Below are 25,727 nucleotides of genomic sequence, written 5' to 3' on the forward strand. Positions count from 1 at the left end.
ACCCGCCGGTATACGGCCCAGCGCCGTTGGACGACCACGGGAAGCTCCTGGTTAGCTGGGGTTCGTCAGCGAGCTGAGGGAAGAGAGGTGCCTGGTGGAGACGCCCCGTCTGGAGGAGGTCCGCCTGACCTCCTTCAAGAGCTTCACCGACCAGCGGCTGCCGCTCCGCGACCTCACGGTCATGATCGGCCGTAACGCCAGCGGCAAGTCCAACGCCCTGGACGCCCTGATGGTCCTGTCCCGCCTCGCCCTGGGCGAGCCCCTGCGCGAGGCCCTGGACAGCACCCGCGTCGGCCAGGAGCAGATCCGGGGCGGTGCGGCGGGCTGCGCCCCGCTGGGCCAGGACAGCTTTACAGTCGGCTGCCGGGTCCGGCTGGGAGAGGCCGCCTTCGATCTCGATGTCGAGATCGGGGTCTTCCCAGATGTCCGCGTCCTGAGCGAGCGGCTGACCGCCGTCGAAGGCGTCCGCTACGCCGGGCGCCGGCTGGCCGCGGGTCGACCTCTGCTGACCAGCGGCGCGGCGCTGGGCGGAGACATCAAAGCGAAGTACTTCAACGGAGGCCGGGGCCCCGACCCGAGCGCGTCCTTCGCCGCGGACCGGCTGCTGACCAGCCAGATCGCGGTCCGCGTCCCCCTCACCAGCGAGGCCACCCGCCTGGTGCACCAGGCCGCGTCGCATGTGCTGGCGGTACTCCGGGAGGTCTTCCTCCTGGACCCGGTCCCGCATCTGATGCGGCAGTACGTCAACGCCCGCGACGCCGAACTGCGCCGCAACGCCGAGAACCTCAGCGCCGCCGTGGCCGGGCTGAGCGAGACGGACCCGGACGCCTTCGACCGGCTCACTAGCCTCATCGCGGGCATGCCCGAGTTCCCGGTCCGGGGCGTGACCAGCGCCGAGACCCCGCTCGGCGACGTCCAGCTGGTGCTGCGCGAGGAGGGCTTCCACGGGCGGGTGCACGACGTGCCCGCCCGGCTGCTCAGCGACGGCATGCTCCGCTTCCTCGCCTTCGGTACGGCCCTGCTGAGCGCGCCCACCGCCAATCGCGGGAACCTGGGACTCGACGCCCAGCGCCATCTGGTCATCGAGGAGATCGAGAACGGTCTCTACCCCACGCAGGCCGCCCGTGTGCTCCAGCTCATCAAGGACGAGTCACAGCGCCGCAGCATCGATGTCCTGTTCACCACCCACAGCCCCGCGCTGCTCAACTCCCTCACCGCGCAGGACCATTCGGGCGTGGTCGTCTGCTCCAGGGACCCGAAGAGCGGCGATTCCAGCCTCACCCCGCTTACCGAACTTCCCGGATACGTGGACCTGTTCGCGGCCGGTGACCTGGGTGACGCGGTGACCAAGGACCGGCTGCCCGAGGCGGTACGGCCGCGCGAGCGCGACGTAGCCAGTGTCGAGGACTTCCTGAGGAGCCTGTGAACCGGTGAGCAAGCAGCAGAAGGGGGGCCTGCGGCTGCCGGTCGTCGACTTCCTCGACACGTCTGTCCTCGTGGAGATCCTCGACGTACCGTTCCTGAACGACCACCGCGCCGAGGTGCTGGCCGAGATGGACCAGCGGATACGGGACGGGGTCCGCTTCGTCCTGCCCACCGCGACGGTCATCGAGACCGGCAACCACGTCTTCCAGGTCAAGAACGGCCAGGCCCGGCGCCAGTGCGCGGACCGGTTCATGAGCGCGCTGCGGCAGACCGCCCAGGGCCAGGCCCCCTGGCGGCTGCACGAGCGCACCTGGGACGCCGCGTTTCTCACGTCCCTCTGCGACGGCGGCAGTACGGCTATGACGCTCACCCAGCACGCCGAGAGCCAGCTCCTGGGCACCGGCGACCTGAGTATCGTCGCGGAGCGCGACCTGTACGCCTCCAAGGTCCAGGCGAGAGTCCGCATCTGGACCCTGGAGGACACGATGAGCACCTGGGCACAGGCGGACTGAACCCGGCGTACAGTCACCCGCGCAGCACTCCGACCGCACGCCGGGGTTCAGTCCTCGGTACCGTCCACGTCTAGCAGCCGTGCCAGGTCGGCGGCGGAAAGCCGCTGTCCGGGGTCTGCCACGCCCGTGAAGGAGAACGCCACGCCTTCGGCCCGCAGCAGCTCCAGCGCGTCCTCGGTCGTCCTGCCGTCCGCCCAGCGGAACCCGTCGGCCACCCGGCCCTCCACCGTCAGCACACGGTGGGGGTTCGGCACCCCCGGCGTGTTGAGCAGATGCGTTCCCACGGCCTGGGCGCTCGACCCGATCAGCGCCGCGAGCGCACCGTATGTGGTCCAGGTGCCCTCTTTCATAACCGCCAGCGCCTGATGCAACTGCCCCCAGTCCCGGCCGCGCTGCACTCTGCCCCCACTCTCGGCAGGGCCCGGCCACACCTTGACCGCCAGCAGCGCGAGTTCGTCGGCTCGGGCGAGTATCTCCGCCGCTCCCCAGCGGTCGGCGGCGGCGATGCGCCGGTTCATCTCCAGCCCGCTCGCGCGCAGAAGTTCCTGCTTGCGCTCGAAGGGGTGGTTGGAGAGAGTCGAGTTCACCGCGGTGAGGGTGAGATTGCCCAGCGTGTGCAGCAGGCGTGCGTGCAACTCGCCCGATGTCTCGTCTGCTTCGCACTCCTCGGCGAGGACCTCAAGCCACTCGGCTCCCGCAGTCTGCGGCATCACATGCTCCATGGTCAGCGCCGCTTTCGTGAAGTCGACCGGCTCAGGGTGTCCGTGTGCTTCCTCCAGCCGCCGCAGGACGAACTGCCGCAGGGAGCCACCGTGCCCGCCCTTGACGTAGAACGGCGTGTGCCGGATGTGGTCACGCAGTTGGTCGTCATCCGGCCAGAGGCGCTGGTCGGATGAGAGCACCCGCCGCAGCCCCTCCACCGGAGCCACCCCAACCGGCATCTTCACCGGGACCGACTGGAGGATGCGGCCAAGATTGCTGGTTCGAACACCACAGATCAGGCGCCTGACGAGGAAGCTCTCCAGATACGACAGTCCCTGGACCACACCGTGACTGTCCAGCTCGCCCTTCTCCCGCAGGTCCAGCAACAGCATGACCACACAGTGGGCGGGGCGTGTGTCCCACTCCTCCAGGCGCTTCAGGCACGCACGCACCCCCGAGTCCGGCTCGCGGTCCGGCTCCAGGACGGCCTTGAGGTGGAAGGCCCGCCGGTGCAGTTCCCTGAGGTACGTCTCGATCTCGTCCTCACCGCCACCACCACGGTTGAACCTCTCCCGCTGCGCCGTGTACAGGTCCTGGCGACGCACCCCGTCATCGCCGTCGAGGACCAGCTGAAGCCACATGAGGTGCTCAAGGTCGGAGGTCTCCGGGAGCAGCTCCTGCATGGGCAGCCAGTAGGCCTCGTAGACCCTGTCGGCCCGCCCCGGGAGGCGCATGAATAGGTCGTTGCGCAACAGGTCAGCCTGGCTGAGCCGCTCGCCCGTGTTGTTGAGGGACTCGAAGATCCGGTGGACGTTGTCCTCCGGGTCCGCCGTGACCGACACCAGGTTCAACCGGGTGGTGATGGCCTGTTCGATCAGGGCGATCTCCTGCCGGTCTGCTGGGTCGGCCGGGGCCTCCACGGCTTCGAGCCGCCCCCGGAAGAACCGGTAGGCACGACTGACGCGGTCGTCTCCCGCCGAATGTCCGGACCGGATGCAGGCCGCGTAGGCGGCCCGGTCCGCCTGCGTGGGCAGGAGGCGGAAGAAGTCGTCGCCTTTCTCCCGCTTGTTGATCAGGTAGTCCTCGTTGATCCGCTCGGCCGCGTCCGCGTCACGGGCCTCCACATGGTCGCGTATGGCGGCGAGGGCGAGAGAGAGCGTCGTCAGCCGCTGCTGCCCGTCTACGACGATATGGCGCGGGAAGGTCGCCTCGTGGTCGGGCGAGGGCGCGAGCACGATCGAACCCAGAAAGTGCGCCGTCCCCTCCCGCCCCTCCTTCAGCATCCGTGCCTGTTCCAGGATGTCCGCCCAGATCTGGAGCAGGTGATTGCGCTCCTCGCCCCGGGGCTTCTGCCGGTCCTGCCAGGTGTAGGTGCGCTGGTACAGCGGAATCTGGAACTGCTGCGCCCTGCCCTGCATCAGGTTCGCCAGGATCGTCTCCGACGCCTTCACTCCACACCCCCGATTCTGGCCGACGGACCTGCTCCGCCGCCCCTCCCTCACCGACACGCACACCGTATGACACGCCACTGACAGCGACTGAACTGTCCCGCCGTTGTCCTGGCTTGTCCCGACTGTCCGGGGTGACGGGCGGGTACGGGTGCGCGTTGGGCAGTGAACGGTACGTCGGAGGTGGGCGCGGTATGGGCATGGACGGTGGCGACGGCGGGGAACGTGGGCAGCAGCGGACAGACGGGGCGGCGGGCGCGGCGGACGAGCCCGGCTGGGACGTCGATCCGGACGACGAGATCGCCTCGGTGGTCGAGGCGTTGGGGCGCCAGCAGAAGCGCTGGCGGGAGAAGCGCGGGCTGAGCGTGGTCGAGTTCGCCGAGGCGGTCGGGTACGGAGAGGACCTCGTCCGGAAGGTGGAGCGCGGGGCACGCATTCCGAGGCCGGAGTACCTGGACAAGGCGGATGAGGTACTCGGGGCGGGCGGGTTCATCTCGGCGATGAAGGAAGAGATGGCCAAGGCCCGGTACCCGAAGAAGGTCCGGGAGTTGGCGAAGCTGGAGGAGCGGGCGGTCGAGCTGTCCCTGTACAGCAACCACAACGTGCATGGGCTGTTGCAGACGGAGGAGTTCGCGCGGGCGCTCTTGGGGACGTGGCGGCCCGCGCTGTCACAGGGCGATCTGGAGCGCGCGGTGGCCGCCCGAATGGCGCGGCAGTCGATCTTCGACCGCTCGCCCGGCCCCGAACTCAGCTTTGTCCTAGAGGAGGTGACCCTGCGACGGCCTGTAGGTGGGACGATGGTGATGCGTCAGCAGCTCGAACGCCTCTTGGAGGTGGGCAAGCTTCGGAACGTCGAGATCCAGGTGATGCCCATGGCACGTTGGGACCATCCCGGAACAGCTGGCCTCATCGAGGTCCTGAAGTTCGGGGACGGAACCGCCGTAGGGCGCTCGGAAGGAGCGTTCGCGAGTCGCCCGGTCTTCAATCTGAGGCAGGTCCGAATCCTTGAGCTGCGGTATGGCATCATCCGGGCTCAGGCTCTCCCGCCAGGAGAGTCACTGGCCTTCATCGAACGAATGCTGGGAGAAACATGATCCACAAGGCCGCTGCCGGGGACGCGTCCGAGCTGGAGTGGTTCAAGAGCAGCTTCAGCAGCAGCAGCGACCCCAATGACTGCGTCGAGGTCGCTACCGCCCCCGGCACGATCCACGTCCGCGACTCCAAGAACGTACGGGGTCCCCGGCTGGCGTTCGCCCCTGCCGCCTGGGGCGACTTCGTGGCGTACGCCTCCGAAGACTGAGCCTCACCCCTTCGATCCCCGCGTCCTGGCCACTTCCGGGAGCGGGGCGCGTCGCGGTCAGAAGAGTGCGTCAGGCGGGCTGAACAACCCATCCTGGATGCCGTCCTCCGGCTTGGCCTCGGGCTCCGGCTTCTGCTTGGCCTTGCGCTTCCTCGCGGCGGCGACCTTCTTCTTCGCCCCTGCTACGTGCAGCCCGGCCTCCATCTCCTCCTGGTGGCGGGCGTGGTTCAACTCAAGGAGCCGGTCCAGCACTTCGGTCTGGACGGTGGGCTCGATGGTGAAGCGCGGGCCCTGCCGGGTCTCGTAGAACCCGTGCTTCAGGTCGAGATCAGTCCAGCCGTATGCCTCGGCGACAGCTTCGTCTACCCAAATGTGGTCCGTGCGTAGGGCCTCGATGTCGGCGGACTGCTCGGACTGGTCGTGCACGAGGTTATAGAGCTTGGTCAGGCCGATGGTCCGGGCGGCCATGGCGTCGCGCTGTGCCTTCTCCAGCGCTGCCCCGGCAGCACTGAGGCGGTTGGTCTCCTTGGGCAGTGGGAAGGTCTCGTATACGTCGGAGGGCGAATAGTTGAGGTCGGCTTTCATGGTCGATGAGTGCTTCCAGGCCCAGGCCGAGTGAAAGTTGCTGGACAGCGACGCGAGTCGTCCTAGCCCATCGGTGGCGAAAACGCACAGCTTGTGCGCGAACACCTGGTTCCCTCGTACTCGTGCAGGCATCACCGTGCGGCTCACCAAAGCAATCACGATCACTCGGTCAAGGCCCTCAATGGCCTCAACCATCGCGGGACGCTTCTCCCCGTACTGCCACCAGTAATCCCGGTACACCTTGCGATTATTGGTCGCCCGGACGGGCTTGACATCCCGCTCAATGATCGCGAACACGTCCTCATACGTGGCCGCCTTCTCCTGCGGCCACCCATGGAAGTTGATCACCCACCGGCTAGCGGAGCAGTCCGGACGAGAGTTGAGGTCCTCCCCGTTGAGATACGGGAAGAGCACGTCCGCGTTGCGCGGGTCCTTCTCGATCAACCCCCGCGCCTCCTCCGGCTGGAGGACGAACCCCTTGCCCAGGACATAGGACCCGATGTAGGACTGCCCCGAGTTCGCCACCAGCCGGTACGGCTTCCCCTGCACCCGCGACTCCGGATCAAGCCCCGGCGTGATCCCCCGCACCGCGACCCCGTCCAGTATCGGCGACTCGCCCTCGCCCACGCTTCTGCCCAGCCACAACAGCGACACCTCCAGGGCAGCCGTGCCCGGCCACGGCTGCGACTTGATCGCCCGGAAGACCTTCCACCCTGCCGCTGTCGCCTGGTCCAGTCCGACCTCCCGCGTGTCCCCCTGGGCGATCGTGTTCGTGGCGATGATCCCCGTGCGCCGCCCCGGCGCCAGCGCCAGGTTCCGCAGCAGGAAGTATGAGCACAGGTCCGCGCTCCCGCGCTGCCCACCGCCCAACCGGTTGACCAGGTATTCGCGGTAGTCCGTCCCCAGGTTGCCGGTGAGCTTCTGGCCGCCGATGAACGGCGGGTTCCCTACCACCGCGTCGAACCCGACCCGAGCTCCCACCCCCATGATTTCCGGAAACTCCAACGGCCAGTGCAGCGGGCGGACCGCCACCGACCGCACCCCCTCCCCCTCCAACCACTCGTCCACCCTCAGCCGGGCCCTGGCCCCCGCGTCCTCATCCCCCGCGAGCGCCCGCTCCACCAACCCAGCAACCGACTCCAGCCGCTCCCGGTAAGCCCGCTCCTTCGCGTTCTCCTTAGCGTCCCGGAACTGCGCGGCGCCTCGCTTACCCCCGACCTTCTCCTCGCCACTCAGCTCGGTGGCCTCCTCATCCGAGATGCCCTCCGCCGCTAGCGCCGCCCCCACAACCGCGTCCGCCGCCAGCCGCAGCCGCTCCGCCAGTTCCTCGGCCTCGCGCAGCTTGTCCGTCTTGTTCCGTACCTCCCGGATGTCGTTGACGGGCGTGGCCTCAATCTCGCGCCGCAGACCCGCCGCCCGCGACAGCAGCGTCTCCGTGACGTCCAGTGCCCGCGACACCTCCGGGCTCAACTGCCGTGCGCCCGAGTCCAGATGGAACGCCTTGATCTGCTCGGTGTCGATGACACCCACCAGCGAGTCCCCGCACCGCAGCGCATGGTCCAGGAAGGAGAACGGCCGCCCCTTGGACAGGGTGACCAGCCACAGCGACAGCTTGGCCAGCTCCACGGCCATCGCGTCCCGGTCAACCCCGTACAGGCACCGGTCGGCGACCAACCGCCGCGCCACCCGCAGCAGTTCATCCCGGTCACCGTCACCCACGTCACGCCGTATGGCGTCCGGAAGCCCGTCCCGCTCCCAGGCCTGCACGACCCGCTCCGACAGGTACCTGCACGCGGAGACCAAGAAGGCGCCCGACCCCATCGCCGGGTCGAGGACCTTCAACTCCAGGAGTTCGTTGGCAGACTTGGCCCGCCACACGCCCGGCTCCGCGCCTTCCGCCGGGCCCGGCGCGTAACACAGCGGCGCGAGGGTGTGCTGGACGACCTCCTCCGCCAGTTCCTTCGGCGTGTAGTGGGTGCCGCTGTCGCGCCGGTCGCCGGAGCGGACCATGACGACCGAGCCGCCCGGGAAGACCATGGGCCGCCCGCGCAGGTCAGGTTGTACCAGCCCGGCGTAGGGCGCGATGCGGGCGGCCAGGGCGTCGTCGTTGTCGCAGGCGGCGTCCAGGTCGGCCAGCGCGCTGGCGTCGGTCTGCCCGGCGAGTGCCTTCTCGATCTGCCGGGCGGTGGCCCCGCTGACGTCCCGAAGTTCACGCTCCAGCGTGCCCGTGCCCTCGCGGCGCCACCGCTCCAGGTCGGCTAGCGGTAGTACGGCCTCGTACTTGCCCTTGAGGCCCAGGTAGGGCTCGGCGGGCCGTACGCAGCCGTACTCCAGCAGGCCCTCATAGACATGCCCGATCTGCTCGACGTCCAGGCCCTTGTACGACAGTGCCTCGACGCCCTTGCCGCCGCGCCGCAGGGTGACCAGGGCGTCAAGGATCTCGTAGACGACGCGGTCAGTGACCTTGGCCTCGGCCAGCCAGGGGTAGCGGGCGGGGTCGAAGAGTGAGCCGCCGTAGGGCGGAATCCACAGGTCGGGGTGGGTAGAGCCGCCGTGCACCGCGCCGAACACGGCGAGCAGGCGCGGCCAGGCGGCGGCCCGCAGGTCGCCGATCTCGCCGCCGCCGTGCTCGCGGGCGGCGAGCAGTTCGGCGTGCATCGGGGAGACGGCGTACGACTCGGAGTAGAGCCGGTCGCCCGCGGGCAGCAGTCGCTGTTCCTCCGCGTACAGCAGGAAGACCAGGCGCATCATGACGGTCAGGGCGCCCTCGTATACCTGCTTGTCCGAGGCCCGGCGCAGCAACTGGCCGTCCGAGGCGCGGTCGAGCCGGGACACCTCGGCGACGAGGAGGGCGACCGCCGCACGGACCTGGCGGCCGAGGGTGTCGGTGACCTTGGACTGCTGGTCGGCGGTGCGGGCGAACAGCGCGGCGAGGGAATCGGTGTGCTCGCCGGTGGCGGTGAGCGGCGGGGCGGCGGCGCGGCGGGCGTGCAGCAGGCTCGCGAAGCCGCGCAGCAGGAGGGGTTCTTCGAGCCAGAGGTAGGCGTCGAAGACCGCGACGGAGGTGGCTTCCTTGGGGCGGGCGTGGACCAGGGCCCACTCGCGGCCGTTGGTGACCAGGGCGAGGGGGACTCCGCGCCAGCGGGCGAGGTCGGCGGCACGCTCGGTGGGGGCGGCCTGGTTCTTGCGGGCGCGGGTGAGGGGTTCGCCCCAGGGCAGGCGGAACAGCAGGATGCGGGCCTGGGGACCGTCGGGGCCACCGGGGACGACGAGCGCGGCATCGGGGGTGTTGGCCCCCGCGCGCAGGGTCTCGGGGAGGGCCGCGCCCTCACGGAGACCGGGGGTCCAGCCGAGGAGTTCGTCCAGGACGAGCTGCTGCCAGCGGTGGTTCAGGAGCGCCGGGTCCTGCTCGACCTGCGACCAGGCGTCCCGCAGGCGCTGACGCACGTCGGTGGACACGGTGTCCAGGCCCTGGGCGAACGCCTCGGTGAGTACGGGCAGGGCGATGAACGGGCCGTCGGGGCGCAGCAGTTGCAGCAGTTCCTCGTGCTGCTGTGCCGGAGAGCCGGAGTGGGCTCCGCGCGGTGGGAAACGGCGGGTGACGGGCGGCATCAGCGACGGGCTCCACGGGCGAGGGCGGACGGGACGAGGAAGGTGACGGCGACTGGGAACCAGCGCGGGGTCGGGTCGGCCCAGCGGCGGCGCAGCGCGGCGGTCTCGGACTCGACGAGGGCGGGCAGCTCAGCGAGGCGGTCCTTCAGCGCCTGGCGGTCGGCGCGCAGCTGGGTGCGTTCGGCGACTTCGAAGAGGCTGACCTGCTCCCAGTGGTCCTTGTCGTCGAGACGGTCGCGGATGGAGTCGTCCAGTTCGGCAAGTACCTTGCGTACGCCGTCGACCTCTTCGTCACAGCGCTTCGCAAGGAGGGATTCCAGGCTGCGGAAGCGGGTGTTGGCGCGGGTGCGCAGGGCGCGGGCGAGGCGGGCACCCAGCGGGTGCGGCGTCTGGTCCCAGAGGCCGGTGAGGCGGTCGAGTACCGAGGGGTCGGGGAGTTCGTCGTGGGCGGCGGCCAGCCAGGAGTCGATCTCTTCGCCCCTGGCCTGTTCCAGTCGGCCCTCGGTGATCAGTCCGCCCGCTGTGATGATCTCCTCGTGCAGGCGGGCGCCGCCGCTGCCGGTGATGACCACCCGGCCGTGGGCGACGACCGCGGGGGTGCGCAGCAGGTCGCCGGGGACGGTCTTGGCGGTGACGCGCGTGAGCATCCGTGTGCCGTCGGGCCGGTCGGTGTCCGACCAGAGTTCGGCCCGCAGCAGGCGCAGGCACATCTGGACCAGGCGGTGGCCGAGGTGGAGCAGGACGACGTCGGTGCGGCCCCGCGCCTCGCTCTGGTCGAAGACGGCGGGGCGCTCCTTGCCGGTCAGCGGGTGGCGCAGGCCCTCGTTGCGGGCGTAGGCCCAGGCGTCGGGGAGTTCGGGGAGCCTGAAGCAGCGGGCGCCCTCCCCTGCGGGGTCCGGGACCTCGGTGAGGTCCTTGCGGTGGGCCAGGCCCAGTGCCGTGCGGACGACGCGCTCGACGGTCTGGGGGGTCAGGTGCAGGGCGTCGCGGGAGCCCGCGAGTTCGGCGACGAGCTTCTCCAGGTCGCGGGCGAGGTCCCGCTCGACCTTGAGGACAGCCCGGCCGGAGCGCTTGTTGATCTCCGTGTCGGCGGCGGTCCAGTCGGAGCGGCGGCCCAGCATCTTCCGTTCGACCTGTGCGGCGATGACCTCTCCGGCGCTGCCCAGGTGCTCGCGGATGGTCTCTGTCTTACGGGCAGCGACGGCGAGGAAGTGCAGCTCGTCCTCCAGGGTGCCGTCCGCAAAGGAGGATTCGGGGTCGAGGCCGGGCTCGGCCGGTGCCGCACGCCAGCCTTCGGGGACGAAGTGGAAGACGTCCACCTGCTCGGCGCGCTGGCCGTGGCGGTCGACACGGCCGTTGCGCTGCTCCAGGCGGTTGGGGTTCCAGGGGATCTCCCAGTGGAGCAGGCGGTGACAGTGCGCCTGGAGGTTGATTCCCTCGCTGGCGGCGTCGGTGGCCAGGAGGATGCGGACCGGGGCGAGTTCGGGGTCTTCCTGGAAGACCGCTTTGATGTGCTCGCGCTCGTGCTCGTCCTGGCCGCCGTAGAGCTGGGCGATGCGGTCCTGGGGGAATCCGGCCTGGATGAGCCGCTCGAAGATCCAGCGCTGGGTGTCCCGGTACTCGGTGAAGACGATCACCCGGTGTGGCTCCCAGTCACCCTGGGGCCCGTCGGGGCAGACCTCGGGGTCCAGCCAGGCACGGAAGGCGGCGAACTTGGCGTCCGGACGGGTCTTGGCTGTCGACGCCCAGGTCCTGAGGTCGTTGAGGAGCCGGTGCTCTTCGACGGTGAGTGGGCGGGTGAAGTCGCGTACGGCGGTCAGCGCCTCGGTCGCCGCCTCCTCGTGCTGCTCGTCGCTCTCAGCCGTTTCCTCGACGCGGTCGATGAGCGGGCGGAGTACCTTCTCGCCGCCGCCCCGCTGCCGGACCTCCTGGCGCGGCCCGTCGCCTCCGGTGCCGCGTGTGGTCATCGTCTTCAGGTGGACGTCGATGGTCTCGGCGAAGGCCTTCGGCGAGGACAGGAAGCGCTTCTTGAGCAGGGTGGTGACGAACTCGGCGGCGGTGCGCTCCGCGCCGCCGCTGCCGCCGCCACTCCGGGAGCGGGCGTAGGCGGCGAGCTTCGCGTACGCGTCGCGGGTGCCCTCCGGGTACCCGACCTCCAGAGCGTGCGCGACACGGTGGGGGAAGCGCGGGCGGCCGTCCCAGTCCGGGGGCAGCTCGGACTTCAGGCGGCGCACCATCACCCGGCTCAGCTGCTCCGGCGACGGGCGTACGCCCCGCGCGAACCGGTGGTCATCCAGCAGCTCAAGGAGCGCGGTGAACGAGTTCAGGAAGCCGTTGTGCGGGGTGGCCGAGAGGAAGAGGCGGTGCTCGCAGTGCGGGGCGAGCAGCCGGATGGCTTCCGTCCGTTGAGAGTCCACCGCGTACTCGCCGGTGCCCGAGGGCGCGCAGGTGTGGACCTCGTCGACGACCAGGAGGTCGAAGGCACGCGGATACTGAGGGACCTGTGGCAGCAGCTCACGCAGCATCCGCTTCGGGCGCTCCCGCTTGAGCCAGTCGATGGAGACGATCAACCGCGGGTAGTGGGTCCACGGGTTGGTGTACAGGCCACGGGAACGCCGCAGGTCGCGCAGCAGACGGCTGTCCACGATGCGGAAGTCCAGGCCGAACTTGTCCCGCATCTCGTCGCGCCACTGAAGGGTGAGACCAGCGGGGCAGACGATCAGCATGGTGCGGGCACGGTGCCGGAGCATGAGCTCCTGCATGACCAGACCCGCCTCGACGGTCTTGCCGAGACCGACGTCGTCGGCGATCAGCAGATTCGTACGGGGCATGGACAGGGCGCGTACGACCGGGTCGAGTTGGTAGTCCTGGATCTCGATGCCGGACCGGAAGGGCGCCTGGAGCGCCGTCTTGTCCGCGGAGGCGATGGCGCCCCAGCGGACGGCGTCGAGGAAGGCGTCCAGGCGGTCCGGGTCGTCGAATCCGGCGGTGGGGTTCGGCAGGGCGTGCTGGTCGTGGACGAGGGTCCCGTGCTCCAGCTCCCAGACGACTCGCAGTTCCTCTTCTCTGGCGTCTTCCTCGATGGACACCATCTCGACCAGGTGCGGCGCCGAGGCGTGAGCCGAACGGGCCGGGTCTTCCGAGGCGACCGACGACCGGGTCACCTCGGTCACCACCCACTTGCGGTTGCGTACCGTGACGAGCTGGCCGGGCGCGGGGAGATCCACGGGCTCCCGAAGGTCCTGAGCGGTCCCGTTGGTCCCGGTGGTCCCGCCCGTGGTCCCGTTCGTCGTCATCCGCACCCCAGCCTCACCTGTCGCTCCCCTGCCGATGCGTGGTCGCGTGACCACGCATCGACATATGACAGAGAGAAGCCTACGACCAGGTCAGTCCCGGCCTGCCCGAGTCTCAGAACAAGCCAGCCGGGGCGAGGGCCCGTGTGGCTGGTTTTCGCGGGTGTGACAGGTGGCTGGTGACGGGTGTGCGGCGGCCAGTGCCTGTGCGACTACAGGACCGGGAGGTTCTTGCGGAGTTCGAAGGCGGTGACCTCCGACCTGTACTCCTCCCACTCCTGCTTCTTGTTGCGGAGGAAGAAGTCGTAGACGTGCTCCCCCAGGGTCTCGGCGACCAGCTCGCTGCGCTCCATCAGTGCGATGGCCTCGCCGAGGTTCTGGGGCAGCGGCTCGATGCCCATCGCGCGGCGCTCGGCGTCGGAGAGGGCCCAGACGTCGTCGTCGGCGCCTGGCGGCAGCTCGTAGCCCTCCTCGATGCCCTTCAGGCCTGCGGCGAGGAGTACGGCGTAGGTCAGGTACGGGTTCGCGCCGGAGTCGATGGAGCGGACCTCGACGCGGGCGGAGCCGGTCTTGCCGGGCTTGTACATCGGGACGCGGATCAGGGCGGAGCGGTTGTTGTGGCCCCAGCAGATGTACGAGGGGGCCTCGCCGCCCGCGCCCGCGGTGCGCTCTGAGCCGCCCCAGATGCGCTTGTACGAGTTGACCCACTGGTTGGTGACGGCCGCGATCTCGGCGGCGTGCTTGAGCAGCCCGGCGATGAAGGAGCGGCCGACCTTGGAGAGCTGGTACTCGGCGCCCGACTCGTAGAACGCGTTCCGGTCGCCCTCGAAGAGGGAGAGGTGGGTGTGCATGCCCGAGCCCGGGTACTCCGAGAACGGCTTGGGCATGAACGTCGCCTGGACGCCCTGCTCCAGCGCCACCTGCTTCATGATCAGGCGGAAGGTCATGATGTTGTCGGCGGTGGACAGCGCGTCCGCGTACCTGAGGTCGATCTCCTGCTGGCCCGGCGCGCCCTCGTGGTGGCTGAACTCCACCGAGATGCCCATGGATTCGAGCATCGTGATCGCCTGGCGGCGGAAGTCCATGCCCACGTTCTGCGGGGTGTGGTCGAAGTAGCCGGAGGAGTCGGCCGGGGTGGGGCGGGTGCCGTCCACCGGCTTGTCCTTCAGCAGGAAGAACTCGATCTCGGGGTGGGTGTAGAAGGTGAAGCCGAGGTCGGAGGTCCTGGCGAGGGCCCGCTTCAGTACGTACCGCGGGTCGGCGTACGACGGTGAGCCGTCCGGCATCAGGATGTCGCAGAACATCCTGGCCGTGCCGGGCGCCTCCGCGCGCCAGGGCAGGATCTGGAAGGTCGCCGGGTCCGGCTTGGCGATCATGTCGGACTCATAGACCCGCGCGAAGCCCTCGATCGCGGAGCCGTCGAACCCGATGCCCTCGTCGAAGGCCTGCTCCAGCTCGGCGGGGGCGACGGCGACCGACTTGAGGAACCCGAGGACGTCTGTGAACCACAGGCGCACAAACCGGATGTCGCGCTCCTCGAGCGTGCGGAGCACAAACTCCTGCTGCTTATCCATGTTCAGGTCCTACCCATCCTTGCTGGTCAGTCCGCCTGTCCCGCGCCTGGAAGGTACCGACGGGCACCTGAGCATCCCACCACACGGTTTCCTCGGTGTTGCGCACGCGCGTCTGAATACCCTCGATGCCCCTCATTGTGGAGCACGGTGTCTACCCGGGTCGACCTGCGGCCCCTTCCGGGTTCCTACTACGATCGGCCCACTTGCCTGCCCGCCTAGCCCGCCCAGCCGGTCTGTCACGCCTAGCCCGACAGCCCGTCTAGCCCGTCCATCCCCGATATCCCCGCGAGGACACACAGCATGGGTTCCGCCAAGAACAGAGCTTCCGCCGACCGCCAGGCCCGGATAGAGGAGATGCGCCGGGCCGAGCGCGCGCGTGAGCGTCGCGGTCGCATCATCGCGATCGTCGCCAGCACCGCCGTAGTGGCGGGTCTGGTCGGCTTCGGCTCGTACCTGTTCATCAAGGAACAGGACAAGCAGAAGGCCGAGGACGCCAAGGTCCAGGCGGACGCCAAGGCGCGCGAGAAGGCCGCCAAACGGCCGATCGCGGACGAGCAGACCTGGGATGCCAAGAAGCTCGGGCGTGATCATGTGGCCAAGCCGGTCAGCTATCCCATGACGCCTCCGGTCGGCGGCGACCACGACCAGGCCTGGATGAACTGCAACGGCGACGTCTACAAGGAGCCGATCCCGGACAAGCACGCCGTGCACTCGCTGGAGCACGGCGCCGTCTGGGTCACGTACAACGAGAAAGCCGCGCCCGCTGACGTGAAGAAGCTGGCGAAGGAGGTCAGCGAGACTCCGTACACGCTGATGAGCCCGCACCACGAGCAGGAGGGCACGATCACGCTCAGCGCCTGGGGCAAGCAGGTCTCCGTGGACAGCGCGGACGACCCGCGCGTCGAGACGTTCCTCGCCAAGTACGTGCTGGGCGAGCAGACTCCGGAGAAGGGCGCCGCCTGTACGGGTGGGGTCACGCAGTGAGGCCCGCGGGCTGGGTCGCGGCGGGCGCGACCGTGCTCGCGGCCGCCGTGGGGGGTGTGGCCGTCGCCGTCGCGGACGGCCCGCCCAAGCCCGCGGCGCGGGCGGAGTCGACGGAGTCGGCGGGACCGACGGACGGTTCGGCGGACGCGGGCTTCGCGCGGGACATGGCCGTGCACCATCAGCAGGCGGTCGAGATGTCCTTCGTCATCCGGGATCGTACGGATGACATGGAGATCCGGCGGTTCGCGTACGACATCGCCAACACGCAGGCGAACCAGCGCGGGATGATGCTGGGGTGGCTTGACCTGTGGGGGTTGTCGTACGCGTCCACTGACGCGCCGATGGCCTGGATGAAGCAGGGTGACGATGGCCATGGCGGGCACGGTGGGCATGCTGGGCATCAGGCCAAGGAGGGGGCGCTGATGCCGGGGATGGCCACCAAGGCCGAGATGGCTCAGCTCGCCAAAGCCAACGGCGAGAAGGCCGAGATCCTGTTCCTTCAGCTGATGACCGTTCACCATGAGGGCGGGGTCACGATGGCCCAGGGCTGTGTGGACCAGTGTTCGGTCGCCGCCCAACGGAAGCTGGCGCAGGGCATGGTGGACGGGCAGGAGTCCGAACTCAAGCTGATGGCCCGTCTGTTGAAGGAGCGGGGCGCCAAGCCTCGTTGAGAGCCTGGCGTGTCTCGCTATGGGGCGGCGGCCGCCAGTACCGCGTCCGCCACATCGGCCGGGCGGTCCAGCATCACCAGGTGGCCGGACGGCGCGGCGACCGTGAAGCGTGCGTCCAGTGCGGCGGCGAGCCGTGCCTGACGCTCCAGCCAGCGGCGGCCACCCCCGGCGGCGAGCACCGTGACAGGGGTTCGCGCGGAGAGCGGGAACTCCCGGCGCAGTGAGGCGAGTTCGGCGGCCTGGTCGGGGTAGCTGGCGTACTCGGTGAGGATCGCCCGTACGGAGCGGCTGGTGCCGTACACCCGGCGCACCAGGTCGTACGGCGCCGGGTCGCCACCCGTCACGCGGCCCGCCCGCCACGCGGCGCGGCGCAGGGGCGGGCCGAGCGCGCGTGGTGCGCCGACGGCGCTGAGTGCGGCGGCGGCGATGCTGGCCGTGGCGGTCCGCAGGGCCGGGCCGGGCCGGGGGCGCGCGTTCACCTCGACCTCCTCGACGCTGGAGTCGACCAGGACCAGGGCCGCGGTGCGGGACGGGTGCAGCCGGGCGAAGGCCTCGCAGTGGAACCCGGCGAGGGAGTGGCCGACCACGGTCGCGGGCTGCTGGGGTCGGTGGTGGCGGTCCCGGGGCGGGTGCCAGTCGCCGTGGTGGTGGCCGTAGTGGTGGCCGTGCCGGTCGGGTTCGGGTGCGCAGGCGTCGATGATCCGCAGGAGGCGGTCGGCCTCGCCGGTCAGGGTGGGGGCCACCCGCGCGGGAGCGCTGAGCCCGAGGCCGGGGCGGTCGAAGCGGATGACGGTGCGGTGGGGGGCGAGCAGTCCGGCCACCTCATCCCAGTCGAACCAAGCCAGGCCCAGGCCCCCGGACAGGACGCAGACCGGACCGCTGCCTTCCACCACGACGTGGTGGGGTACCCCGTCGATCCGTACGAAGGTCATCGCCCCGCCGCCGCTTCCCCCGCCGCCGCTTCCCGCGCCGACGCCGCTCGCGCCCCCGCCCAGCCCCGGCCAGCCCCGCCCCGTACCAGCGACAGCGCGAGCACGCCGAGCCACAGCGCGACCAGCCCGACCTGCAGGCGCTGGCCAAGACCGAGCAGCCACGTTCCGTGGCCTGCCTCGAAGGCGGCGGCGGACGCCAGGGTCCACGCCGTGGCGGCCAGTTCGAGTGCGGTGAGCCAGGGGCCGGTACGGGCCAGCGGCGCCCAGCCGCCGTAGCGGCGCGCGGCGACGGTGAGGGCCACCATGGCGATGAGCGCGCCGGTCACGGCGAGTGAGCTGCTGACGGCGTGCGCGGCGTGGGTGGACGGGACCAGGCCCTCGGCCTCGCGGGCCGCGCAGTCCGGGTCGGCGGTCGGGGTGCAGCTCAGCGGCAGCCGTGAGTCGACGGCGGTGCCCACGCCGAACAACAGCAGCCCGGCCCAGCCCACGGTGGCCCAGCGGCCGCTGCTTAGCCGCCGCAGCCCGTACAGCGCTCCGGCGCACACCAGCACCCCGGCCGCGAGGTCGACGCCCCGGAACAGCCCGCCGTACGGCTCGCTTCGCGCGGCCAGTTCGCTGACGTAGGTCCGCAGGGGATCGAGTCCGGTGGGCAGGACGAACTCCAGCACCCAGACGGTGTACGCGGCGGCACCGAGCCCCAGCAGGACAGCGGTGAGGCGCACAGCGCGCGGAGACCCGACCATGGACATCGTGCGCCCAGCTTACGGGGCCTGAGGGCCGTGGGCGGTTACCCGGTATGGGTACCATGCGGAGCATGGTGAGGGCTGCGGCGAAGGCGAGGTGGGGGCAGCTTCTGCTGCTCGCCGCGCTGCTGGTCGGGCTGGTCACGATGCACACGTTGGGGCACCCGGCGGAGGCGTCCGGCGCGGCCACCGCCACGGCCGACGTACAGGCAGTGGCGCATATGCACACTGCCGAGGACGCGGGCACGCCCCGTGAGTCCCACGGGGCCACCGAGTCCCCCGCGCCCGCCGACCACGGCATGGACCCGATGAGCGTGTGCCTCGCCGTGCTGAGTGCGTTCACCCTCGCCCTGCTGGCCGCCGCAGGGCTGCCGTGGCGGCGGGCCGGTGCCCGCCTGGCGCCCAGGACATGGGCGCCGTACGCCCTACGACCCCCTCCCCCACGCCGTTCCGTCCTGTCTCAGTTGTCCGTGCTGCGCATATAGGCCGACGCGGCGTAGTAGACGCGCTCAGACCTGTACACACCACTGATGACGAGGTGTTATTCAGTCATGCGTTCTCACACGCGCCGCACCGTGCTCGGTGCATCCATCGCCGTCGCCGGGACCGGGGTTCTGTCCGCCTGCTCGGGCTCGGGTTCAGGTTCGGATCACGGCTCGCACGGAGGCGAAGCGAAGCCGCCCCAGTCGACCCCTGGCGGGTACATCGCCCCGGACAGCGAGGAAGTCGCCGCCGCCGAGGCCAAGCGCGGCGGAGGGCCCGTACGCAAGGTCAAGCTCACCGCCGCCAGGACCACGCTCGACCTGGGCGGCGGCCGTACGGTCGCCTCGTGGGCGTACGGCGACCAACTCCCCGGCAAGGAGGTCAGGGTCACCGCGGGCGACACTCTCGCGCTGACCCTCGTCAACCACCTGCCCGAACCCACCTCCGCGCACTGGCACGGCCTCGCCCTGCGCAACGACATGGACGGCGTCCCGGGGCTGACCCAGCGGGACATCAAGCCGGGCGCCGACTTCACCTACCGGTTCACGGCCCCGCACCCGGGGACGTACTGGTTCCATCCGCACACCGGCACCCAACAGGACCGCGGGCTGTACGCCCCGCTGATCGTCGAGGACCCCAAGGAGCCGCTGAAGTACGACAAGGAGTGGGTCGTCGTCCTCGACGACTGGGTGGACGGGGTCGACGGGTCCACGCCGGACGCCGTACTGGACGAGCTGAGCGGCGGCATGGACATGGGAGGCGGAGGTCACGAGGGTCACGGCATGTCCGGGATGTCTGTCCGTACGGAGAAGTCCCCGTCGCCCGGTCCGGCCGGGCCCTCGCGGATGATGATGGGCGCGAGGAGCGATCTCCTTGGCGGTGACGCGGGCGATGTGGCCTACCCCCACTACCTGGTCAACGGGAGGGTTCCCGATGACCCTTCGTCTTTTCGCGCCAAGCCGGGCGACCGGGTCCGCATCCGGCTGATCAACGCCGGTGGCGACACCGCCTTCCGGGTCGCCCTGGGCGGTCACCGGATGACGGTGACGCACACGGACGGCTTCCCGGTGGAGCACGCCACCACGGACGCGCTGCTGCTCGGCATGGGCGAGCGGTACGACGTCGTGGTCACCGTGGGCGACGGGGTCTTTCCGCTGGTCGCGGCGGCCGAGGGGAAGAAGGCGTCGGCGCTGGCCCTGTTGCGTACGAGCTCGGGGGCGGCCCCGAAGGCGGACGTACGGCCCAAGGAACTCTCCGGAAAGCTGCTGACCGCGGAGCGGCTGAAGGCCGCCGACTCCGTCGCCATCGCCGGGAAGAAGCCGGATCGTACGATCAAGCTGCAACTGACCGGAGGCATGGCCAAGTACGACTGGGCCTTCGACAAGCGGGCCTACGACCCGTCGGTCCGCCATGCGGTCCGGGGCGGGGAACGGGTGCGGCTGGTGTTCCAGAACTCCACGATGATGTGGCACCCGCTCCATCTGCACGGCCATACCTTCGCCCTGGCGAACGTGGCGGGCGGGCCGCGTAAGGACACGGCCGTCGTGCTGCCGAACGGCACGCTGACGGTCGACTTCGACGCGGACAATCCGGGGCTGTGGATGATCCACTGCCACAACGTGTACCACGCGGAGGCGGGCATGATGACGGTGCTGGGCTACCGGCGCTGAGAGAGGCTCTCACCGACCGACGGGGTCCGGCGCCCGCCGCCGGGCCCCATCGGGGCAGCCCGCGCCCCATCGGGACAGCCCAGGCCCCATCGGGGCATCGTGTCGGACTGACGATTACACTGGGGCGCGTGCCTCAACTACGCCTCGCCTTGAATCAGATCGACGCGACCGTCGGCGACCTCGCCGCGAACTCCGCGTCGATCGTCCAATGGACCCGGCACTCCGCCGAGCAGGGCGCCCATCTGGTGGCGTTCCCCGAGATGGTGCTGACCGGTTACCCCGTCGAGGACCTGGCCCTCAGGCCGTCCTTCGTCGAGGCCTCCCGCACCGCGCTGCGCGCGCTGGCCGGGCAGCTCGCCGACGAGGGATACGGCGAGATCCCGGTGATCGTCGGGTATCTCGACCGCTGCGAGACCGCGCAGCCGAAGTACGGACAGCCGGCCGGGGCGCCGCAGAACGCGGCGGCGGTGCTGCACCGTGGCGAGGTGGCGCTGACCTTCGCCAAGCACCACCTGCCCAACTACGGCGTCTTCGACGAGTTCCGCTACTTCGTACCGGGCGACACGCTGCCCGTAGTGCGGGTGCGCGGCGTGGATGTGGCGCTCGCGATCTGTGAGGACCTGTGGCAGGACGGTGGCAGGGTCCCGGCCACGCGCAGCGCCGGGGCCGGTCTGCTGGTCTCCATCAACGCCTCGCCGTATGAGCAGAACAAGGACGACACGCGGCTTGAGCTGGTACGTAAGCGCGCTCAGGAGGCCGGGTGCACCACGGCCTATCTGGCGATGATCGGCGGCCAGGACGAGCTGGTCTTCGACGGTGACTCGATCGTCGTGGACGCGGCGGGTGAGGTCGTCGCGCGGGCGCCGCAGTTCGCCGAGGGGTGTGTGGTGCTCGACCTGGAGCTGCCCGCGGCGGGGGCCGTTCCCGAGGGCGTCGTCGACGACGGGCTGCGGATCGAGCATGTCGTGCTCTCCGACGAGCCGCTGCCGCCGTACGAGGCCGAGCTGACCGGCGGGTACGCGGAGCGGCTCGACGACGCCGAGGAGGTCTACTCGGCGCTGGTCGTCGGCCTGCGCGCGTACGCCGCGAAGAACGGCTTCCGGTCCGTGCTGATCGGTCTCTCCGGTGGTATCGACTCGGCGCTCGTCGCGGCGATCGCCTGTGACGCGCTGGGCGCGCAGCAGGTGTACGGCGTGTCGATGCCGTCGAAGTACTCGTCGGACCACTCCAAGGACGACGCGGCCGAGCTGGCGCGGCGTACGGGGCTGAACTTCCGTACCGTGCCGATCGAGCCGATGTTCGACGCGTACATGGGCTCGTTGGGTCTGACCGGGCTCGCCGAGGAGAACCTCCAGTCCCGGCTGCGCGGCACGATGCTGATGGCGATCTCCAACCAGGAGGGCCACATCGTGCTGGCTCCGGGCAACAAGTCCGAGCTGGCGGTGGGGTACTCGACGCTGTACGGCGACTCGGTGGGTGCGTACGGGCCGATCAAGGACGTCTACAAGACGGCCATCTTCCGGCTCGCCGAGTGGCGCAACCGCGCGGCGGCCGAGCGCGGCCAGGTGCCGCCCATCCCGGAGAACTCGATCACCAAGCCGCCGAGCGCTGAGCTGCGGCCCGACCAGGTCGACACGGACTCGCTGCCCGACTATCCGGTCCTGGACGGGATTCTGGAGCTGTACGTGGACCGCGACCAGGGCGCGCGGGCGATCACGGCGGCGGGGTTCGACGAGGAGACCGTGGCGCGGGTGCTGCGGCTGGTGGACACGGCGGAGTACAAGCGACGCCAGTACCCGCCGGGCACCAAGATCTCCGCGAAGGGCTTCGGCAAGGACCGCCGCCTGCCGATCACCAATCGCTGGCGCGAACTGGGCTGAGGCGGGAGGCGAAACCGCACGGGCAGGGGTGGGGCGAGGCGGGGCGCGGGCCAGTCCGTAGCCTCAGCCCACCCGCTCCGCGGCGGCCGACGTCGCGACCGAGGGGCTGCCCGTCACGACCCGGGACGCCCCCACGCGCGAACCCCGGTCCAAGAGGCCCGCCGCGCCCGCGATCGTCAGCCCGAGTACGGCGAGCACCGCGCCCACCAGCGTCGGCGACATCCACCCCCAGCCCGCCGCGATGGCCGCGCCACCCGCCCACGCGCCGCCCGCGTTCGCGAGGTTGAACGCGGAGTGGTTGGAGGCGGAGGCGAGGGTCGGGGCCTGGTCGGCCGCCCGCATCACCAGCATTTGAAGCGGCGTCGTGGTCAGGAAGCCGACGGCGCCCAGGACCACCACCGTCACCAGCGCCGCCCACGGGACACGCACCGTGAAGTAGAACGCGCCCAGCGTCAGGGCGAGGGCGGCCAGCGAGCCGTACAGGGTGGGGCGCAGGGCCCGGTCGGTGAGCGGTCCTGCGGCGAGCGCGCCGAGCGTCATCCCGATGCCGAAGAGCGCGAGGACGAGCGTCACCGAGGACTCGGCGAAGCCCATCACCTCGGTGGTCATCGAGGCCAGGTAGGCGTAGACGGCGAAGACGCCCGCGAAGCCGAAGACGGCGGTGAGCAGCCCGAGCACCACCTGCCGGTTGCCCAGTGCGCGCACTTCGTGGCGCAGGCGCTGGGTGGCGTCCAGCGGTATGTCGGGGATGAGCCGGACCAGCGCGGCCATCGAGACCAGGCCGATGGCGGTCACCACCAGGAAGGTGGCCCGCCAGCCGAGGTGCTGGCCGAGCAGTGTCGCGGCCGGTACGCCGACGACGTTGGCCACGGTGAGGCCGAGGAACATGGTCGCCACCGCGCGGGCCTGGCGTCCCTCGCGGACCAGCCGGGCCGCGACCACCGCGCCGACGCCGAAGAACGCGCCGTGCGGCAGACCGGCGAGCACCCGCGCGGCGGCGAGCAGTTCGAAGTTCGGGGCCAGCACGGTGGCCAGGTTGCCGACCGTGAAGACGGCCATCAGGAGCACTAGCATCCGCTTGCGCGGGACGCGGGAGCCGAGGGCGGTGAGCAGAGGGGCGCCGAGGACGACGCCGATCGCGTAGGCGGCCACCAGGTGCCCCGCGGTCGGCACCGAGGTGCCCAGATCGTCCGCGACATTGGGCAGCAGGCCCATCATCACGAACTCCGTGGTGCCGATCCCGAAGGCGGAGATGGCCAGCGCGAGGAGCGGCGCCAGGGGCATGGAGAGACCTTCCACGAGCGAATATGTTTCGGTACGAAACAAAGTCTCTCAGACGAAGTATTCCGCGAGGTAACCGGCAGGCGTCAGGAGGGGTAACCGCCAGACGTCAGAAGCTGACCGACGCGGCGAGCGGCCGGTGGTCGCTGCCCGTACGCGGCAGGGTCCAGGAGGCCTCGGGCTGTACGCCCTTCACCATGATCTGGTCGATCCGCGCCATCGGGAACGCCGCGGGCCAGCTGAACCCGAAGCCGTCCCCCGCCGCCCCCTGCGTGGAGCGCAGCTGCGAGGTGACCGGGGACAGCGCGCGGTCGTTCATCGTGCCGTTGAGGTCGCCGAGCAGGATGACCCGGCGCAGCGGCTCGTACCTGATCGCCAGACCCAGCGCCTCGGCGCTGTCGTCGCGCTGACCCGCGGTGAAGCCCGCGTTCAGCCGGACGCGCACCGACGGCAGGTGCGCCACGTAGACGGCGACCTCGCCCTGGGGGGTCTCGACCGTGGAGCGCAGCGCCCGGGTCCAGCCCATCTTGATGTCGACGGCCTGGGTGTCGCGCATCGGGTACTTGCTCCACAGGCCCACGGTGCCCTCGACCTTGTGGTGCTTGTACGTACCCTCCAGGATCTTCGTGTACGTGGGTACGGCGGCTCGCGTCAGTTCCTCCAGGGCCACCACGTCGGCCCCGGACGCGGCGATGTCACGGGCGGTGCCCTCAGGGTCGGGGTTGTCGGCATCGACGTTGTGGGTGGCGACGGTGAGGTCGCCGCCGCTGCCCGCCTTGTCGGTGACCAGGCCCCCGAACAGGCTCACCCAGGCCACGGCGGGCAGCAGCACCGCGATCAGCGCGGTGGCCGACTTGCGGACCACGGCCAGGATCAGCAGGAGCGGGACGCCCAGGCCCAGCCAGGGCAGGAAGGTCTCGGTCAGGCTGCCGAGGCTGCCCACGCGGTTGGGGATGTGCGCGTGCAGCGCCATCACCAGCGCGATCAGGAACGCGAGGGCGGCCAGCACGAGGCCACGGCGCCAGATGCCCCGGTCCCCCCGCCAGCCGTCGAGCAGGCGGAGCGCACGCGGGCGTGGCCGTGCCGGCGGACCGTCGGGCTCCGCGCCTTCGCTGTCCGCCTCTGTGATGTCCACCCGCGCCATACCGCCGCCTCACTGCCCAACTGCCGTGCACACGTCCCCTGCCAAGACCCTAGGCGATACGGGGCGTGCCCTTCTCCGCCGCCTGCCGTGGCGGCCGTACTGCCTACAGGACGAGTGGAGTCGGCGTCCGGGTTCCTTGAGGCGTGGCGCGGGTGGGGTCTGTGACAGAACGGGCACATTGCCCCACATGGCCTACATGGTTCACACGGCCCACATGGCGCACATCACCCGCAGCCCTCCCGTACGGGAGGGCCCCAGGGCGGCCCTCCCGTCCGCCCCTCCCCGCCCGCACTAGCCGGAGCCAGGGCCGAGGTGCCACCATGGACGTGATCCGGGGACGCCGTAAGGGCGCCACGAGATGACAGAAGGAGCCGTCGCCATGACGCAGCTTTCGGCTGCCCAGAAGTCTGCCGCAGCGCAGTCCGCCACTCCGCCCACCGCTCAGCCCACCGCCCAGCCCGCCACTCCGCCCGCCGACAGCGGCAAAGCGCTGTACGGCGGCAAGGGCACCCGCCGCATCACCGTTCGCGACCTCGGCCTCGCCAAGGAGCGGGGCGAGAAGTGGCCCATGCTCACCGCCTACGACGCGATGACCGCCTCCGTCTTCGACGAGGCGGGTATCCCGGTGCTGCTGGTCGGTGACTCGATGGGCAACTGCCACCTCGGGTACGACACCACCGTGCCCGTCACCCTCGACGAGATGACCATGCTCTCGGCCGCCGTCGTCCGGGGCACCCAGCGCGCCCTGGTCATCGGCGACCTGCCGTTCGGCTCGTACCAGGAGGGCCCGGTGCAGGCCCTGCGCTCGGCCACCCGCCTGGTGAAGGAGGCCGGTGTCGGCGCGGTGAAGCTGGAGGGCGGTGAGCGCTCGCTGGCGCAGACCGAACTCCTGGTCCAGTCCGGCATCCCGGTGATGTCGCACCTCGGCCTCACCCCGCAGTCCGTCAACACCATGGGGTACCGGGTCCAGGGCCGCGGCGACGAGGACGCCCACCGGCTGCTGCGCGACGCCAAGGCCGCGCAGGACGCGGGCGCGTTCGGCGTGGTGCTGGAGCTGGTGCCGGGCGAGCTGGCCGCCGAGGTCACCCGCTCGCTGCAGATCCCGACCGTGGGGATCGGCGCCGGGGACGGGTGCGACGCCCAGGTGCTGGTCTACACCGACATGATGGGCCTCACCGGCGGCAAGCTGCCGCGCTTCGTGAAGCAGTACGCGCAGCTGCGCCAGACCATGGGCGACGCGGCGAAGGCGTTCGCCGACGACGTGGTAGGCGGAACGTTCCCTCAGGCGGAACACACCTTCCACTGACACACACCGCTGAGGCGCCGCTCAGCCACACCTGATCCACTGCGGCACAGACGACAGCCCGCCGATCTTCCCCCGTCGGCGGGCTGTCGGTCGCTGCTGGCACAAAGCCGGTCACCGCTGACACAACACCGGTCACTTCCGGCGCAAAGAGGCCCAGACCTGGGAAAATCAACTCCGGACAG

At 70.4% G+C, this 25,727-nt stretch carries 18 protein-coding genes; 10 read left to right on the forward strand and 8 right to left on the reverse strand.

Going from position 1 to position 25,727, the window contains the following annotated elements; all coding sequences use genetic code 11:
* The first annotated feature begins 94 nt into the window (after positions 1-94).
* Both GCN81_RS15795 and GCN81_RS15800 read left to right on the forward strand, forming a co-directional pair.
* Positions 95-1,426, forward strand: a complete 1,332-nt coding sequence (locus GCN81_RS15795; RefSeq protein WP_231626753.1) for an AAA family ATPase — start codon at positions 95-97, stop codon at positions 1,424-1,426.
* A 4-nt stretch (positions 1,427-1,430) separates the two neighbouring features.
* Positions 1,431-1,937: a PIN domain-containing protein gene (locus tag GCN81_RS15800; protein WP_156725257.1), complete on the forward strand. Its 507-nt coding sequence runs from the start codon at positions 1,431-1,433 to the stop codon at positions 1,935-1,937.
* A gap of 47 nt (positions 1,938-1,984) precedes the next feature.
* On the opposite strand, the gene GCN81_RS15805 is transcribed toward GCN81_RS15800, so the two are convergent.
* Positions 1,985-4,090 carry a DUF262 domain-containing protein gene (locus GCN81_RS15805; RefSeq protein ID WP_156725258.1) on the reverse strand — a complete coding sequence of 702 codons (2,106 nt, stop codon included), beginning with the start codon at positions 4,088-4,090 and terminating at the stop codon, positions 1,985-1,987.
* A 197-nt stretch (positions 4,091-4,287) separates the two neighbouring features.
* Here GCN81_RS15805 and GCN81_RS15810 point away from each other — a divergent pair, with 197 nt between their 5' ends.
* The gene (locus tag GCN81_RS15810) at positions 4,288-5,181 is read left to right on the forward strand and encodes a helix-turn-helix domain-containing protein (protein ID WP_156725303.1); all 894 of its coding nucleotides are present in this window, start codon (positions 4,288-4,290) and stop codon (positions 5,179-5,181) included.
* Positions 5,178-5,387, forward strand: coding sequence for a DUF397 domain-containing protein (locus tag GCN81_RS15815; protein WP_156725259.1), 210 nt, complete (start codon positions 5,178-5,180; stop codon positions 5,385-5,387). The genes GCN81_RS15810 and GCN81_RS15815 overlap by 4 nt, the downstream gene beginning before the upstream one ends.
* Before the next feature lie 57 nt (positions 5,388-5,444).
* Here the strand turns inward: GCN81_RS15815 and GCN81_RS15820 are convergent, their stop codons facing one another.
* The 3 genes from GCN81_RS15820 to GCN81_RS15830 form a co-directional block, all read right to left on the reverse strand.
* A complete protein-coding gene (locus GCN81_RS15820; RefSeq protein ID WP_156725260.1) occupies positions 5,445-9,584 on the reverse strand; it encodes an Eco57I restriction-modification methylase domain-containing protein in 4,140 nt (1,379 codons plus the stop codon).
* Complete coding sequence (gene drmD / locus GCN81_RS15825; protein ID WP_156725261.1) at positions 9,584-12,880, reverse strand: DISARM system SNF2-like helicase DrmD; 3,297 nt, start codon at positions 12,878-12,880, stop codon at positions 9,584-9,586. Before drmD ends, GCN81_RS15820 begins: the two co-directional genes overlap by 1 nt.
* Before the next feature lie 209 nt (positions 12,881-13,089).
* Positions 13,090-14,451, reverse strand: a complete 1,362-nt coding sequence (locus GCN81_RS15830; RefSeq protein WP_156725262.1) for a glutamine synthetase family protein — start codon at positions 14,449-14,451, stop codon at positions 13,090-13,092.
* A gap of 300 nt (positions 14,452-14,751) precedes the next feature.
* Here GCN81_RS15830 and GCN81_RS15835 point away from each other — a divergent pair, with 300 nt between their 5' ends.
* Both GCN81_RS15835 and GCN81_RS15840 read left to right on the forward strand, forming a co-directional pair.
* Positions 14,752-15,435: a DUF3105 domain-containing protein gene (locus GCN81_RS15835; protein WP_156725263.1), complete on the forward strand. Its 684-nt coding sequence runs from the start codon at positions 14,752-14,754 to the stop codon at positions 15,433-15,435.
* Positions 15,432-16,106, forward strand: coding sequence for a DUF305 domain-containing protein (locus GCN81_RS15840; RefSeq protein ID WP_156725264.1), 675 nt, complete (start codon positions 15,432-15,434; stop codon positions 16,104-16,106). Before GCN81_RS15835 ends, GCN81_RS15840 begins: the two co-directional genes overlap by 4 nt.
* Before the next feature lie 17 nt (positions 16,107-16,123).
* Here GCN81_RS15840 and GCN81_RS15845 read toward each other — a convergent pair whose 3' ends face one another.
* Entirely contained in the window at positions 16,124-17,038 is a 915-nt protein-coding gene (locus GCN81_RS15845; protein ID WP_156725265.1) for an alpha/beta fold hydrolase, read from the reverse strand.
* Positions 17,035-17,787: a DUF998 domain-containing protein gene (locus GCN81_RS15850; protein ID WP_407697973.1), complete on the reverse strand. Its 753-nt coding sequence runs from the start codon at positions 17,785-17,787 to the stop codon at positions 17,035-17,037. The genes GCN81_RS15845 and GCN81_RS15850 overlap by 4 nt, the downstream gene beginning before the upstream one ends.
* A gap of 65 nt (positions 17,788-17,852) precedes the next feature.
* On the opposite strand from GCN81_RS15850, the gene GCN81_RS15855 reads away from it, so the two are divergent.
* The 3 genes from GCN81_RS15855 to GCN81_RS15865 all read left to right on the forward strand — a co-directional run bounded on the left by GCN81_RS15855 (position 17,853) and on the right by GCN81_RS15865 (position 21,814).
* A complete protein-coding gene (locus tag GCN81_RS15855; protein ID WP_231626754.1) occupies positions 17,853-18,266 on the forward strand; it encodes a DUF6153 family protein in 414 nt (137 codons plus the stop codon).
* Positions 18,267-18,332: 66 nt separating this feature from the next.
* Complete coding sequence (locus GCN81_RS15860) at positions 18,333-19,934, forward strand: multicopper oxidase family protein (RefSeq protein WP_156725267.1); 1,602 nt, start codon at positions 18,333-18,335, stop codon at positions 19,932-19,934.
* A 128-nt stretch (positions 19,935-20,062) separates the two neighbouring features.
* Positions 20,063-21,814 (forward strand): NAD+ synthase, encoded by a 1,752-nt coding sequence (locus GCN81_RS15865; protein ID WP_156725268.1) that lies wholly within the window; start codon positions 20,063-20,065, stop codon positions 21,812-21,814.
* A gap of 63 nt (positions 21,815-21,877) precedes the next feature.
* Here GCN81_RS15865 and GCN81_RS15870 read toward each other — a convergent pair whose 3' ends face one another.
* Both GCN81_RS15870 and GCN81_RS15875 read right to left on the reverse strand, forming a co-directional pair.
* A complete protein-coding gene (locus GCN81_RS15870; RefSeq protein ID WP_156725269.1) occupies positions 21,878-23,098 on the reverse strand; it encodes an MFS transporter in 1,221 nt (406 codons plus the stop codon).
* A gap of 106 nt (positions 23,099-23,204) precedes the next feature.
* A complete protein-coding gene (locus GCN81_RS15875) occupies positions 23,205-24,239 on the reverse strand; it encodes an endonuclease/exonuclease/phosphatase family protein (protein WP_156725270.1) in 1,035 nt (344 codons plus the stop codon).
* Positions 24,240-24,618: 379 nt separating this feature from the next.
* Here GCN81_RS15875 and panB point away from each other — a divergent pair, with 379 nt between their 5' ends.
* Positions 24,619-25,545, forward strand: coding sequence for a 3-methyl-2-oxobutanoate hydroxymethyltransferase (gene panB, locus GCN81_RS15880; RefSeq protein WP_156725271.1), 927 nt, complete (start codon positions 24,619-24,621; stop codon positions 25,543-25,545).
* Positions 25,546-25,727: the final 182 nt, after the last annotated feature.

This window comes from Streptomyces apocyni, assembly GCF_009739465.1.
In the GTDB taxonomy this organism is placed as follows: domain Bacteria; phylum Actinomycetota; class Actinomycetes; order Streptomycetales; family Streptomycetaceae; genus Streptomyces; species Streptomyces apocyni.